General features: G+C 49.2%; 12 protein-coding genes. 10 read left to right on the forward strand and 2 right to left on the reverse strand.

Features of this window, described 5'->3' with window-relative positions:
* Positions 1–86 precede the first annotated feature (86 nt).
* The 3 genes from miaA (at position 87) to SYN_RS07235 (ending at position 3,643) form a co-directional block, all read left to right on the forward strand.
* Positions 87–1,004, forward strand: a complete 918-nt coding sequence (gene miaA, locus SYN_RS07225) for a tRNA (adenosine(37)-N6)-dimethylallyltransferase MiaA (RefSeq protein ID WP_011417421.1) — start codon at positions 87–89, stop codon at positions 1,002–1,004.
* Entirely contained in the window at positions 1,001–2,383 is a 1,383-nt protein-coding gene (locus SYN_RS07230; RefSeq protein WP_011417422.1) for a hypothetical protein, read from the forward strand. The genes miaA and SYN_RS07230 overlap by 4 nt, the downstream gene beginning before the upstream one ends.
* Positions 2,384–2,548: 165 nt before the next feature.
* Complete coding sequence (locus tag SYN_RS07235; protein WP_011417423.1) at positions 2,549–3,643, forward strand: peptidylprolyl isomerase; 1,095 nt, start codon at positions 2,549–2,551, stop codon at positions 3,641–3,643.
* A 725-nt stretch (positions 3,644–4,368) separates the two neighbouring features.
* Here the strand turns inward: SYN_RS07235 and panB are convergent.
* Both panB and SYN_RS07245 read right to left on the reverse strand, forming a co-directional pair.
* The gene (gene panB, locus SYN_RS07240; RefSeq protein ID WP_041584852.1) at positions 4,369–5,187 is read right to left on the reverse strand and encodes a 3-methyl-2-oxobutanoate hydroxymethyltransferase; all 819 of its coding nucleotides are present in this window, start codon (positions 5,185–5,187) and stop codon (positions 4,369–4,371) included.
* On the reverse strand, positions 5,171–6,142 hold the full coding sequence (locus SYN_RS07245) for a Rossmann-like and DUF2520 domain-containing protein (RefSeq protein WP_011417425.1): 972 nt from the start codon (positions 6,140–6,142) through the stop codon (positions 5,171–5,173). Before SYN_RS07245 ends, panB begins: the two co-directional genes overlap by 17 nt.
* 217 nt (positions 6,143–6,359) lie before the next feature.
* Here SYN_RS07245 and SYN_RS07250 point away from each other — a divergent pair, with 217 nt between their 5' ends.
* The 7 genes from SYN_RS07250 (at position 6,360) to SYN_RS07280 (ending at position 13,948) form a co-directional block, all read left to right on the forward strand.
* Positions 6,360–7,004 carry an HAD family hydrolase gene (locus SYN_RS07250; RefSeq protein WP_041584853.1) on the forward strand — a complete coding sequence of 215 codons (645 nt, stop codon included), beginning with the start codon at positions 6,360–6,362 and terminating at the stop codon, positions 7,002–7,004.
* Between the two features lie 18 nt (positions 7,005–7,022).
* Positions 7,023–8,453, forward strand: a complete 1,431-nt coding sequence (gene tilS, locus SYN_RS07255) for a tRNA lysidine(34) synthetase TilS (RefSeq protein WP_011417427.1) — start codon at positions 7,023–7,025, stop codon at positions 8,451–8,453.
* 175 nt (positions 8,454–8,628) lie between these two features.
* The gene (gene ftsH / locus SYN_RS07260) at positions 8,629–10,464 is read left to right on the forward strand and encodes an ATP-dependent zinc metalloprotease FtsH (RefSeq protein WP_011417428.1); all 1,836 of its coding nucleotides are present in this window, start codon (positions 8,629–8,631) and stop codon (positions 10,462–10,464) included.
* A gap of 59 nt (positions 10,465–10,523) precedes the next feature.
* Positions 10,524–11,771, forward strand: coding sequence for a dihydropteroate synthase (gene folP / locus SYN_RS07265; RefSeq protein ID WP_011417429.1), 1,248 nt, complete (start codon positions 10,524–10,526; stop codon positions 11,769–11,771).
* Positions 11,772–11,813: 42 nt separating this feature from the next.
* Positions 11,814–12,200 carry a holo-ACP synthase gene (gene acpS / locus SYN_RS07270; protein ID WP_011417430.1) on the forward strand — a complete coding sequence of 129 codons (387 nt, stop codon included), beginning with the start codon at positions 11,814–11,816 and terminating at the stop codon, positions 12,198–12,200.
* Positions 12,201–12,250: 50 nt separating this feature from the next.
* On the forward strand, positions 12,251–12,724 hold the full coding sequence (gene tsaE / locus SYN_RS07275) for a tRNA (adenosine(37)-N6)-threonylcarbamoyltransferase complex ATPase subunit type 1 TsaE (protein WP_011417431.1): 474 nt from the start codon (positions 12,251–12,253) through the stop codon (positions 12,722–12,724).
* 3 nt (positions 12,725–12,727) lie between these two features.
* Complete coding sequence (locus SYN_RS07280) at positions 12,728–13,948, forward strand: aspartate kinase (protein WP_011417432.1); 1,221 nt, start codon at positions 12,728–12,730, stop codon at positions 13,946–13,948.
* The last annotated feature ends 41 nt before the right edge of the window (positions 13,949–13,989 follow it).

A 13,989-nucleotide genomic window follows, 5' to 3' on the forward strand; every position in this document is an offset into this window, starting at 1 on the left:
CAAAGGAGCTTTGCCTTCCTTCTGTTACCGTTAGAACAGTTCCTGCTAACATTGATTGCCTTGAAAGTTCAAGAGTATTTAAAGAAATGATGAAGAACCTCGTTGTTATCCTCGGACCGACTGCATCGGGTAAGACCAGGCTGGCTGTCCGGCTGGCCCGGGATTTGAAGTCGGAAATAGTTTCCGCGGATTCGAGGCAGGTCTATCGCGGAATGGATATCGGAACGGGAAAGGATCTTGATGAATACCGCATCGATGGAGAGGAAATTCCCTGCCATCTGATCGACATTGTTGATCCGGATTACGATTTCAACGTTTTCGAATATCAGTCCCGTTTCTACCGGTGCTTCGAGGAAATTCTTTCCCGAGGGATTGTGCCCATCCTGGTGGGCGGAACCGGTTTGTACCTTTCCGCCGTCCTTGAAAACTACCGCATGGTGCAAGTCCCGGAAAACCTGGACTTGCGGGAATCCCTGAAGGCAGAGCCGCTGGAGCGGTTGCAGCAGATACTTCTGGAGATAACCCCCCGCATCCACAATACAACGGATCTTCTGGATCGCGGCCGTCTTCTCCGTGCCATTGAAATCGCACAGCATTCCGGAAGGCGGGGTTTGCGGGAAAGCCCTGAACATCCCCGCATTGAGCCACTGGTTTTTGGAGTGCGGTGGAATCGTGATCTTCTCCGGAAACGGATTGCCCTGCGTCTTAAGGAGCGGCTGTCCGCAGGGCTGATCGATGAGGTAAAGGAACTGCATCAATCCGGCATTTCATGGGACAGGCTCGAATTCTTTGGTTTGGAATACCGCTATGTCGGTCTATATCTCCAAAGCAGGATGTCCTACCGGGAAATGGCTGAAAAACTGACGATCCACATCTGCCGGTTCGCAAAGAGGCAGGAAACATGGTTTCGACGCATGGAACGCCATGGCATCGAAATTATCTGGATCGAGGGGGATGATTACGAAGCATTGAAAGAACAGTTAAAGGGGAATCTGCGATCATGACCCTGGCACGGAACGTTTCTGATTATTTGCGCAAATGCCGTTTGGAGGTCGCGCCTTCCCTCATTTCCGGTTCCGATTCGTTCCGGAATCTATCACAGGTGGTGGTCATCCCGGCCCTTGCTGAAAAGCGTCATCTCTTTAAGACACTGGCAAGTCTGGCACGGAATGATCCGAAAGAACTGGAGCGGACCCTGATCATCTGTGTGATCAATAACCGTCCCTTTCCCTTTGTAAGCGGGGAAGCTCTGCAGAATAACCAGGAAACCCTTGCGATTCTTGAGGACCTGACTGCAGGCCGACGCCCTTCCGCAGAGAAAAACAATGCAGATTCGAGAGAATCGTTCAGAGAGATTCTTCAAAGTCGATTGCGTCTGGCTTATCTGGATGCCTCGTCGGCGGGGCAGGGAATGCCCGTAAAGCAGGGTGGGGTGGGTCTGGCCAGGAAAATGGGCCTGGATGCCGGACTGGCGGTTATGGACCATGAAAAATCCGGGGACGGAAGGTTGCTTTGTCTTGATGCGGACTCCCCGGTCGCCGAAAATTACTTTTCCGCAATCCGACAATTTTATGAAAGCCATAACTCCGATGCCGCCGTGGTGTCTTATGCCCATCCTTTTCCCGACGACCCGTTGCTGCTCGCCGCCATCTGCAATTATGAAATCTTCCTGAGGTATTACGTCCTCGGGTTGAACTATGCGGAATCCCCCTACGCCTTTCATACAGTCGGTTCGACCATGAGCTGCACGGCCCGGGGCTACGTGGCCGTCCGCGGGATGAACCGACGCGAGGCGGGCGAGGATTTCTACTTTTTGAACAAACTGGCCAAGCTGTCCCCTATGGGAAAAATTACCAGGACGCGGGTCTATCCGTCTTCCCGCCCTTCCCGGAGGGTGCCTTTCGGTACGGGAAGGCGGATGAGCGATTGTCTTGAAGGAAGGGATCGGAAAGACGTCTTTTATGATCCGCGGGTTTTTTCTGTCCTGAAGAAGTGGCAGAAGGAAATGAGGGACTGCATCGCCGAAGGTGGAAACTTCATGCTGAAACTGGCCGGAGACATTTCGCCGCATCTCGTTTTCTTTCTGGAGGCCGTCAATTTTCCTTCAGCCTGGGACAGGATATGCCGAACGCACAAAAATCCGGAAAAAAGGGCATGGCACTTTCAAGAGTGGTTTGACGCCTTTCAAACATTGAAGCTGATTCATTATCTGACGAAGGTCTCCTGTCCCGCTGTGGAACTGTGGCAGGCCGTGCCGATACTGCTGGAATGGGCTGAACAGCCTGTTCCTGAATCTCTCAGGGTCTTTCATTCCGGAAATTCTCCGGGACTTGCGGAACATATTGAACTTCTACAGCATCTGCGCGACATAGAACAGGGGTGAGGGGAAAATCGTCCTGAATTATTTTCTAATATATCCTTGACGTTTACTGTCATTTTCCCTATACTCCCCGCCACTCGCTTGAATCAATCTGACAGTATGATTTCCCTGCAGTCTGAGGAGGGAAAGACAGATCCAGGAGCAAAAGTAATTTAAAGAGGAGAATTTATGGCATCACCGAAAAACAGTTGGGTCCTAAAGGGCTTTTTTTCAACATTATTTGTTCTGATCTGTCTGCTTGCATTCCTTCTGACAGCATGTCAAAAAAATGATCAACAGGGTACGGCTTCCAAAGAAGAAACCGCTCCGACAGCCTCTGTTCCCCAGACGGCAACGCCCGCGGAAGGGGCCGAAAAGGCCTTGGGTCCTGGCGATCCGGTCATTGAGGTTGACGGGGTAAAAATGACCAAGGGGCAATTGGATACGGAAGTGAACCGCAAACTGGAGTCTATCAGAAAGAGGGTTCCAGCCGAAAAGTTGCCTCAGGTAAAAACAAATATCCAGAAACGCCTCATCGATGATTTTGTGGTGAAAACCCTGCTGAACAACGAGGTCAATCGTCTTAAAATCACCGCAACAGAACAGGAAGTCAATGAAGCGGTTGAAAAACTGAAATCATCTCTTCCCGCAAATGTAAGTTTGGAGAATCTACTTAAAAAGAATCAGATGACCAGAGAAAAAATGCGTGAAGAGATCCGGCTGGGCATACAGATCAACAAGCTCATGGTCTCACGGACAAAGAACTTGCCCAAACCTACCGAAAAGGAAATAACCTCTTTTTACAAAAAAAATCAGGATCGGTTTAAACTGCCCGAGGCAGTGCATGTCCGTCATATCCTGATTGCCAGGGCGCCAGATGACGGAGAGAAGGTTATTGCCGAGAAGAAGGCCAAAGCTGAAGGGCTGCGGAAGAAGATCCTGGCAGGTGCTGATTTCGCTGAACTTGCGAAAAGCAATTCCGACTGTCCAAGTAAAAGTGCGGGGGGCGACCTCGGGATCGTTTCGAGGGGACAAATGGTCAAACCCTTTGAAGACGCGATCTTCTCTTTGAAAAAGAATCAAATCGGTCCAGTGGTGCAGACGGAATACGGCTTTCATGTGGTCCAGGTTCTGGATGTGCGGCAGCCCAAGACTGTGGCGTTGGATGAAAGAACAAAGGGCATGATTTCTTCATTTCTCTTGCAGCAGAAACAGCAGGAAGCGTTCAGAAAAATGGTCGCGTCCCTGAAAGAAAAGGCGAACATTATCGCCTACATGCCTTAGAACAATAAAGAAGGGTAAACAACGGGATATCAAAGTCCAGGCGGCGGCGATGTCCCGTTGTTGTTTTTCCCGGAACCCTTCCTCCTTCCCTGCCGATTCAGGTCGGAACTGATTGACCACTTTCAGCAAGTTGGGAATGCTTTCCTTCTTGCGATAATCCAGCACTTCATAGATCTCCGCATAGATCTCCGCCATTTCCGTTTTTACACGACCATTACATTGTGACTGTGGATTTATCTTGGAAAGTCAGCATGAAAGCCGCACTGAAATGAAGTTCTCCCGCGTACGGGTTATTATGAAAAAAGACGCAGCGGTCCATTTCAGGTTTTTATCCAGAGTATCAAAAGAGGTCAGGGTTCAGGAAATATACAGTAACAGTTTCGTGTGAGTTCGCTTACGGCTTCGATCTTTTCAGGAATCGATGTTTCTGACACTTCTCAATAGGAAAGGCCATATTCTGCTGAAAAAATGAAGGGGTAAGTCAGGAGCTTTCAAACGTCAGTTGCATGGCCTGTTGATTTGCGTTACACACAAGGCCCCACACATCGTGGGGCCTTGTGTAATAGATGACGGATCCGCTGTTCAGGAAAGGTTATCTCAATCCTTCAAAAAACCCGTTGTTCGTTTGTTTTTTATAAGGATCACAGCACAGCCCGCGCGGGTCTAAGTTTGCCAGCTCTTCCTTGCCGTCTTTGAATCCTCTTAGATCCGGAATTGGAATCGCGTTACAGGAAAGAGTGATCCTGGTCGGGAAAGGTTCCGTTTTTGACTTCTTCGATGTACTGTTTCACCGCCCCCCGGATGTTATCGCTCAGATTAGCGTATTTCTTGACAAATTTAGGAGTGAATCGTTCATAAATGCCCAGCATGTCGTTGACGACCAGAACCTGTCCATCACAGCCGGCGCCGGCGCCAATGCCGATTGTCGGGATTGCCAGGTCATCGGTGATACGCTGAGCGAGCGGTGCAGGAACACATTCCAGGACAACGGAAAATGCACCGGCTTCTTCAATAATTTTTGCATCCTCCATAATTCGCTGGGCGGCTGCATCGCCCTTTCCCTGGACCTTGAATCCGCCGAACTGCTGGACGGATTGAGGAGTCAGTCCAAGATGACCCACCACGGGAATGCCCGAAACAGTCATCCGTTTGACGGATTCGGCGATCTCCCGGCCTCCCTCTAGCTTGACGGCGTGGGCCCCGGCTTCCTGAAGGAAACGACCGGCGTTCCGGACAGCCTCTTCAACCGAGCATTGATAGGACATGAACGGAAGATCCGCGACCACCATGGCGTTGTTAGCTCCCCGGGAGACAGCGCGGGTGTGATGAAGCATGTCATTCATAGTTACCGGGAGGGTGCTTTCGTAGCCAAGAACGACCATTCCCAGGGAATCGCCGACCAGAAGCATTTCCACACCGACTTCATCCAGAAGTGACGCCATGGCGTAATCATAGGCTGTCAGCATGGTGATCTTTTCGCCTTTTTTCTTCATTCCGCGAATGACGGATGTGGTTATTTTCCTTCCTTTACTTTGTGTACTCATGGTCTGTTTCTCCTTCAAGCAAACGTTTTATGACTGTGGCGCGTTCTTCGTCCAGGGTCTGCTTTTCCAAGCCCAGGTCAACAGTAAGAACGCCCAGCGTCTTGTAGATCTGCAGAAATTGCGGCAGCTTTTCATTCAGGGCAGCGAGATGTTTCCGGATGGTTCCCGTGTCGCCCCGGGCAATCGGGCCGGTCAAGGCTTGAACGGTTCCCCTGCGCTCAATGTTTTTCATCGTACCCCGCACCAGAGGCCAGAATGCCTTCAAAGCATCTTCATGGGTCAAACCGAGGGAGGAATAAATGGTCTCAACGATGTGCATTAAGGTTGTGAAGTAGTTGGAAGCCATGCAGGCAGCAGCATGGTAAAGGGGCTTATCCGATTCGGCGATTAAAAAAGAAAATCCACCAAGATCCCGGACCAGATTTTCAGACCAGTCAATGATCTCCGGCTGGGCTGTAATTCCAAAGGTGCTGCCGGGCAGATTTTTTATGGCGCCTTCGATATCGGCAAAGGACTGGATCGGATGAATGCTGGCAATCAGAGCGCCTGCCCGGCGAGCCGGTTCCAGCAGGTCCAGCCCTCCGGCGCCGCTCATGTGAATCACCCTGTCTCCCGGTGATATGGCCGCGGCTTCTTCCAGTTTTGCGCAGATCCCGGCGATTTCATCATCCGGGGCTGTGATAAAGATGGTGTTGGCTGCTGCAGCGGCCTCACTCAGATGGGTACAGGGGTTTCCTCCTGTATAAGGCAGGCTTTTTTCAAGGGCCGATGGGTTCTTATCCGCAACTGCAACAATGCTGCGGCCTGCGGACCGGAGAAGATAACCCACGGCCGTGCCCACTTTGCCGGTTCCGAGTATGGCTATTCTTTCCTCTGAAACGGTCAGATCGTTCAACGGATTTTCCCCCCCAAAAAAATAAAAAAGCCCTCCGTAAAACCCGGAAGGCCACTCCATGGCTCAGCCAATAATCTCTTCGTCATTTCCGACCATTCCGTCTCAGTCCATCCGAACGTGGATCCAAGCGATGAAGTTGTCTAACATATGTTTAAAAAAAGAGTCAATCTAAAAGGTATCGGGAAGCGAGGGAAGAAAAAGAGCATAAATCCTTGTCATTACGCCTTGAGTTAGATATATAGTGCGGAAAATCCGCACAGGGGGACTCCGCAGAGATATGAAAGCCGTGGAAATGATGATTTTTGATTTTGATGGAACACTGGTCAATTCAGGAGACGATCTGGTAAGTTCAGTCAATCATACCTTGAATCGACTCGATTTGCCCGTGCTTCCGAAAGAAAACATCATAGGATTTATCGGCGACGGAGTCCAGAAATTGATTGAACGATCTCTGGGAGACGCTTTTCCGGAACATTTCGAAGAGGCCATGAGCATTTTCACGGCCTATTATACGGAACACATGCTTGATACAACAGATCTCTATCCGGGAGTTAAAGATATTCTCGAGCATTTTCGTGACAAGAAAAAAATCATCATAACGAACAAACGATATGCCTTTACGGTTCAGATAACGAACTCACTCCATCTGACTCATCATTTTGATGAGATTATCGGCGTGGACAGCAGGACTTACCGTAAGCCGGACAGACGTCTGATTCAACCCCTTCTGCGTCAGTATGGCGTTTCTCCTGAAAAGGCCGTGGTCGTAGGAGACGGGATCAATGATGTGCTTCTGGCCAAAAATGCGGGAATGATCAGTTGCGCCTTTCTCGGAGGTCTGGGGAGCAGGGAGGAGCTTTTATCTTCAAAACCAGATTATGTCTGCGAAACCCTTCCTGAATTGACGAGACTCTTCTGCTGAAATGCGGAAAAGAGATCCATGCTGGATAAAATCAGACGTACCATTCAAAAATACCATATGCTGAATCCCGGTGAGCATGTGATTGCGGCTGTTTCGGGAGGGCCGGATTCCGTCGCGCTCCTTCATGTTCTGATCAGCCTTGCCTGCGAATATGAATTGACTCTGTCTGTAGCTCATTTGAATCATGGTCTGCGGGGCTCCGAATCCGATGCAGAAGAGCAGCTGGTGAGACAGTTGAGCAAGGAAAGAGGGATTTCCTGCTCCGTCAAAAGGATCGATCTCCAGGCGCTCAGAAAATGCGATAGACGAAAGTGCTCTCTGGAGGATATAGGACGGCAGGAAAGATACGAATTTTTTACGGCCCTGGCTGCCGAGATCGGCGCTTCACGGATCGCCCTTGGACACCATCGGGAAGATCAGGCGGAAACGGTTCTGATGAATTTCATCCGCGGGAGCGGTCTGGAGGGACTCAAAGGAATCCGGCCTGTGCGTGACGGATGCTTCATTCGTCCCCTGCTTGAAGTGAGCAGAAGGGATATTCTCGACTTTCTTCAGGCCGAGCATCTTCCTTTTCTTGAGGACAGTTCGAACAGCGAAGATCACTTTCTGCGAAACAGGATACGTCACCATATGATTCCTCTTCTGCAGGAACTGTATAACCCGAGAATCATCGACACACTGAATCGGTTGGCTGAAATCGCCCGCAGAGAAGATGACTGTTTGAAGTCCATCGTTGATCGCATTCTTGAGGATTTGCTGATTACCTCACTTTCTGAAGAAGGGACAGTAAGTATTTCCATCTCAAGACTTCACGAGCTTGATGAGGCTCTTCAATACCGTCTGGTCAAATCCCTGCTGGAACGCTGCGTTTTGTCGCCTCGCCGGGTTGCCTTTACCCACATTCAGGCCGTTGCGAACCTCTGTAGGGAGGAGAAATCCGTCGGTCTTCTGTTTCTCCCCGGAAATGTCCTTGTGAGACGTGAATACGATAACCTGAAATTTTCCTTATCGGAGGCGAACACACGATCCGAATTGAATTCTCCACTGAAAAACCAAAAGGTAATAGGTTTTTCCTATGCGTTAGAAATTCCATCTGTCACGGAAATTGAAGAAGTGAACAGAGTTGTAAAAACAGCGTTTATAGAAAAAGTTGAGCTTGGGTTCTTTAATGTAACTCGGAATTCGGCCTGTTTTGACTTTGACAAGATTGAACCGCCCCTTGTAATCCGGAATCGTCGAGAAGGGGATCGTTTCCAACCCCTGGGCATGGCGGGGACAAAAAAGCTGAAGTCATACTTTATCGATGAAAAAGTACCAAGGCGTCAGCGGGATCTTATTCCTCTCCTGGCAGATCGACATTCCGTGGTCTGGATTGCGGGGCTGAGGCTCAGTGAAAGGGTACGGATTGACGATAGGACAAGATCAATTGTAAAAATAGAAATGATTTGAAATAAAATCAGGATTATTGTAATTGTGCGTTGGTAGTTGATTTATTGATTTAATATATTATTATACTGACATTAAGTAATAATTATTATAAGGAAAAATAATTGGATCGATTTTTATATCATTCCACAGAAAAAAATTATAGAGATCATTGCAATCATATTAAGGAGAATCCCTATTGAATTCATTGCAGAAGAATATTGCATTGTGGCTGATCATCAGTCTCATTTTTGTCCTTTTGTATCATCTCTTCAGCCAGCCGAAAGGCACGCATGAAAATGTCATTTTCAGCGATTTTGTCGCTTATGTCGATAAGGGTCAGATCAGCGAGGTCACCATCCAGGGTGAAAGCATCACGGGTAAAATGACAGACGGCAAGCGCTTCAAGAGTCATGCACCAAACGATCCGACACTGATCCCGTTGCTGAAATCCAAAGGAGTACGCATTACCGCCAAACCCGAAGACGATTCTCCCTGGTTTGTAACGGTCCTCGTTTCCTGGTTTCCCATGCTGCTGCTGATCGGAGTGTGGATATTTTTCATGCGGCAGATGCAATCCGGCGGCGGAAAGGCGATGGCGTTCGGCAAGAGTCGGGCCCGATTGATGACAGACAAAACAAAAAAGGTGACATTTTCCGATGTTGCCGGAATTGACGAAGCTAAGGCCGAACTGGAAGAAGTCATAGAATTCCTGAAGGACCCCAAAAAATTCACCCGTCTTGGCGGAAGAATTCCCAAAGGCCTGCTGCTCGTTGGACCTCCAGGAACGGGAAAGACGCTGTTAGCCAAGGCTATTGCCGGCGAAGCCGATGTTCCCTTTCTGACCATCAGCGGCTCTGATTTCGTGGAAATGTTTGTCGGGGTAGGCGCTTCCCGTGTCAGGGATCTCTTTACGCAGGCAAAAAAGAACGCCCCCTGCATTATCTTCATAGATGAGATCGATGCTGTCGGGAGGCATCGGGGAGCCGGACTTGGAGGTGGCCATGATGAAAGAGAGCAGACACTGAATCAGCTCCTTGTTGAAATGGATGGCTTCGAATCCAACGAAGGAGTGATTCTGGTATCTGCAACCAACCGTCCGGACGTGCTCGATCCAGCTCTGCTTAGACCGGGGCGCTTTGACAGGCAGGTTGTCGTTCCACTGCCGGATGTGAAGGGGAGGGAAAAGATTTTTCAGGTCCATTCCCGGAAGACCATCCTGGAGGATGACGTCGATTTTTCGCTCCTGGCCAGGGGAACGCCTGGCGCTTCAGGGGCGGATATCGAGAATCTCGTCAATGAGGCGATATTGCATGCAGCCGGTTCAGGCAAGGAAAAGGTGGAACTTGCCGACTTCGAGTTTGCCAAGGATAAGGTGCTCATGGGAGCGGAACGGAAAACCATGGTAATAAGTGACGAAGAAAAACGAAATACGGCTTATCATGAATCGGGGCACGCGCTGGTTGCCCGTTTGCTGCCGGGCAGTGATCCTATTCACAAAGTGACCATCATTCCCAGAGGAAGGGCTCTGGGCTTAACGCAGCAGCTTCCAGTGGATGAAAAGCATACGTACCCCAGGAAATTTCTCCTGACGAACATTTCGATCCTGCTGGGAGGGCGGGCTGCAGAGGAACTGATTCTTGATGACTTTACCACAGGGGCAGGAAATGATATTGATCGGGCAACCAGTCTGGCCAGAAAGATGGTGTGCGAATGGGGAATGAGCAACGTCATGGGTCCGCTCAGCTATGGACGCAAGGAAGAACAGATATTTCTCGGAAGAGAATTCGCGACTCATAAGGATTACAGCGAGGAAACAGCAAGACGGATTGATGAAGAAATATCTTCCATTGTAACGGGCTGCTATAATAACGCAAAAAAAATTCTTCAGGAAAATATAGATACACTTAATCGGCTTGCCACGGAATTGCTGGACAAAGAAGTTCTTAACGCCGCTGAACTGGATGCAATCATAGGAATACCTGTCGAAGAAAAAGACCGTGGGCAGGAAAATCCCGTGAGTGTGGAAGCGTGAAAAATTATCATTTTTCTGCTTTCCCTGATTACCCGCAACAGGGGATCTGAGGGTAACTAATGGGTAAAATCAAAAGTTTATATATCCCTTGTTATCCCATGAGATCCCTTCATGTCCCTTTTCCTTCCGAGGCCGCTGCGCTGTTGAAAGAAGTGGGCGTAGATCCCTATGGAATCGACGCCATGCTTCCCAAAATGAGTCACCTGAATGTTCTCATTGAGGGACTTGAATGCAGAGTTGCCAATATCGTCAAACAGGAGATGCTTTCCGTCGGTGGAGATGCCGCCGTGGCCAGGGGGTCCGTTGGATGTGCAATTGAAAGGACAGATGCCATCCTGATGGGAACGGCGAAACAGATTCAGCGTTTTGCGGAAAAGATTTCATGTCAGCCCTTAGGACTGAGGGTCATCGCAGAACGTCTCAGAGAGCTCCTCGCCAATATGGCGAAGGAATCAATTCTTCTTCGGACGCCGAAACGGAAAATTGTCTTTGGCAAAAATACCCACATTATGGGAATTCTCAATGTTACACCGGATTCTTTTTCAGATGGGGGAAGATATCTTCTTCCTGACCAGGCTGTTGCCCGCGGCATTCAACTTGCGGAGGAAGGCGCTGATATTCTTGACATCGGAGGTGAATCATCAAGACCGGGTTCCGATCCCGTTTCTTTGACGGAAGAGGCGAACCGGGTGCTGCCGGTTATCAAAAGACTGGTCAGGGAAATCGACATTCCCGTTTCCATCGATACGACAAAAGCCGAAATCGCCCGTGAAGCTCTGGCCGCCGGAGCAGAAATCATAAACGATATCAGTTCAATGAGCTTTGACGAGCATATGATGCAAACGGTAATCGATTCCGGGGCGGCGGTTGTTCTCATGCATATGAGGGGAAAACCGAAGAACATGCAGAAAGGTGATCTGACATATCGCTCGGTGCGGGGAGAAGTGATTCAGTCCCTTCGAGAAAGGATGAATCAGGCGGTTTCATCCGGCATCGAGGAAGAACGGATTCTTGTCGATCCCGGGTTCGGATTCGGGAAAAAGCCTGCGGATTCGCTTAAACTCCTCAAACACCTGTCGGAGTTTAAATCACTGGGACGCCCGATTCTCGTCGGACCTTCCCGGAAGTATTTTATCGCTGCGGCTATGGCTGAAAAAGAAGCGATTCCCGATCCTCTGCAAAGAATCGAGGGAACGGCAGCAGCCGTTGTCGCAGCAATTATGAATGGGGCTCACATTGTCCGTGTTCATGATGTCTCTGTAATGAAAAAAACAGCGGCCGTAACTGACGCCATTCTTCATGCATAGAAATTCAAAATACCTCTCAAAAAAAGCGGAAATCTGATCATCATGGTTCATGGAACAGGGATTGATCTGGTTGATATAGACCGCCTCGAAAAAATTCTGATGAAGTGGGACATGAGCTTTCTCAAAAAAGTCTTTTCGCCGGCGGAAATCGAATATTGCGCGAAAAGGGCGTTTCCCGCAATTCATTATGCCGCACGCTTTGCCGCAAAGGAAAGTTTCCTGAAATCTTTAGGCATGGGGATTGGCATGGGGATTCCGCTGAAAGACATTGAAGTGCGAAACGATCCACTTGGCCGGCCTGTGTTGAATCTTTATGGAAAGGCTCTGGAAATCCTTGAGAAACGGGGCATCACGACTGTGCATGTAAGTCTTTCACACAGTCGGTCCCAGGCGGGAGCGGTTGTCATCCTGGAGGGGCTGAAGGATTGAAAAAAAGTGCCGGACAAACTTCGGCCAACCTGTCGGAGTCTTAATTATTCATGAAAAAGCAGATTCTTTCCCGGAAGGCTGAAGAAACGCTGTATATCGGCAAAATCATAGGGTCGTGTCTGACGGCTGGAGATGTTGTCGCCCTCATCGGCGAACTGGGCGCAGGGAAAACATCTCTCACTCAGGGAATCGCCCGTGGTCTTGAAATTTCAGAATCCTACGCCATAACCAGTCCCACATTTACCCTGATTAATGAGTACCCGGGCCGTCATGTTCTCTATCACTTCGATGTCTATCGTCTCCAGGGATCGAACGACCTGGAGGATATGGGCTATGAGGAATATTTCTATGGGAAAGGAGTTTCCGTTATCGAGTGGGCGGAGAAAATAGCGGATATCATTCCGGAAACTGCAATCACAATTGAAATCACATTTCTTGATGAAAACACACGCCGCATTGAAATTTCCGCCCCGGAAAAGCGTCTGGAAGAAATTTCATCGGCCCTCAGTAAGGGAGGATTTTAGTATATGGCTTTAGTTGTTCAAAAATATGGTGGAACCTCTGTTGCCAATCTGGAGAAAATCGAAAATGTTGCCCGGAAAGTCATCAAAACAAAGAAAGAGGGAAACGACGTCGTGGTTGTGCTTTCAGCCATGGCGGGTGAAACTAATCGACTGATCGAACTGGCCCGTCAAGCTGCCGAAGATTATGATGTTCGTGAGTATGACACCCTGATTTCAACTGGGGAGCAGGTTACAATTTCCCTGCTTGCCATGGTTCTGAACCGGATGGGCTATCCCGCTCGATCCTTTCTGGGGCATCAAGTCAGAATCATGACTGATCAGGCTTACACCCAGGCAAGAATTCTGGATGTGGAAGATCGGCTTTTGCGCGGTGAACTTGAAAAGGGAAAGATTGCGGTGGTGGCGGGATTCCAGGGTGTGGATCAGGATAATAATATCACGACACTGGGACGGGGCGGTTCCGATACGAGTGCCGTCGCACTGGCCGCTGCTCTTCATGCCGATGTTTGCGAAATTTACACGGACGTGGACGGAGTCTACACAACGGATCCGAATATCTGCAGCAACGCACGACTGCTCGAGAAAATTTCCTATGACGAAATGCTTGAAATGGCACGGGCTGGCGCAAAGGTATTGCAGCCGCGTTCCGTCGAACTGGCGAAAAAATATGAAGTTCCTGTTTATGTTAAATCTTCTTTTAAAGATGAAGTTGGAACGCTCGTGACAAAGGAGGATAAGGATATGGAGAGAGAAGTCGTATCGGGAGTTACATATGACCGGGATCAGGCAAAGATCACGGTGGTTCATGTTCCCGACAAATCCGGCGTTGCTGCCCGGTTATTTACGCCTCTGGCTGAACATAACATCGTAGTCGATATGATCATTCAGAACGCCAGCCTTGAAGGCTATACCGATCTGAGTTTTACAGTGTCCAGGAAAGATATCAAGGAAACAAAGCGTTTGATTGAGGAGGCGGCGAAGGAAGTAGGCGCTTCCAAAGTTGAAGTGGATGAGCAGGTGGCCAAGGTATCCATCATTGGTGTGGGAATGATCAGCCATTCCGGTGTAGCCGCCAGGATGTTCGCAGCCCTGGCCCAGGAGGGGATCAATATTATGATGATCAGCACCTCTGAAATCAAAGTCTCCTGTGTTATTCAATCCAAATACACGGAACTGGCGGTCATGGTTCTGCATGAAGTCTTCGGGCTGGATAAGAAATCCTGATCCTGAATCTGAAAGGAGAATAAAAATTCAAAAGCAATGAA

The sequence above is a fragment of the Syntrophus aciditrophicus SB genome (assembly GCF_000013405.1).
GTDB classification, from domain to species: Bacteria; Desulfobacterota; Syntrophia; order Syntrophales; family Syntrophaceae; genus Syntrophus; species Syntrophus aciditrophicus.

Bases quoted from the DNA above. Each gene is read 5' to 3' on its own strand.
- miaA (WP_011417421.1), top strand. From the start codon at position 87: ATGATGAAGAACCTCGTTGTTATCCTCGGACCGACTGCATCGGGTAAG.
- SYN_RS07230 (WP_011417422.1), top strand. From the start codon at position 1,001: ATGACCCTGGCACGGAACGTTTCTGATTATTTGCGCAAATGCCGTTTG.
- SYN_RS07235 (WP_011417423.1), top strand. From the start codon at position 2,549: ATGGCATCACCGAAAAACAGTTGGGTCCTAAAGGGCTTTTTTTCAACA.
- panB (WP_041584852.1), bottom strand. From the start codon at position 5,187: ATGAGTACACAAAGTAAAGGAAGGAAAATAACCACATCCGTCATTCGC.
- SYN_RS07245 (WP_011417425.1), bottom strand. From the start codon at position 6,142: ATGGAGTGGCCTTCCGGGTTTTACGGAGGGCTTTTTTATTTTTTTGGG.
- SYN_RS07250 (WP_041584853.1), top strand. From the start codon at position 6,360: ATGAAAGCCGTGGAAATGATGATTTTTGATTTTGATGGAACACTGGTC.
- tilS (WP_011417427.1), top strand. From the start codon at position 7,023: ATGCTGGATAAAATCAGACGTACCATTCAAAAATACCATATGCTGAAT.
- folP (WP_011417429.1), top strand. From the start codon at position 10,524: ATGGGTAAAATCAAAAGTTTATATATCCCTTGTTATCCCATGAGATCC.
- acpS (WP_011417430.1), top strand. From the start codon at position 11,814: ATGGTTCATGGAACAGGGATTGATCTGGTTGATATAGACCGCCTCGAA.
- tsaE (WP_011417431.1), top strand. From the start codon at position 12,251: ATGAAAAAGCAGATTCTTTCCCGGAAGGCTGAAGAAACGCTGTATATC.
- SYN_RS07280 (WP_011417432.1), top strand. From the start codon at position 12,728: ATGGCTTTAGTTGTTCAAAAATATGGTGGAACCTCTGTTGCCAATCTG.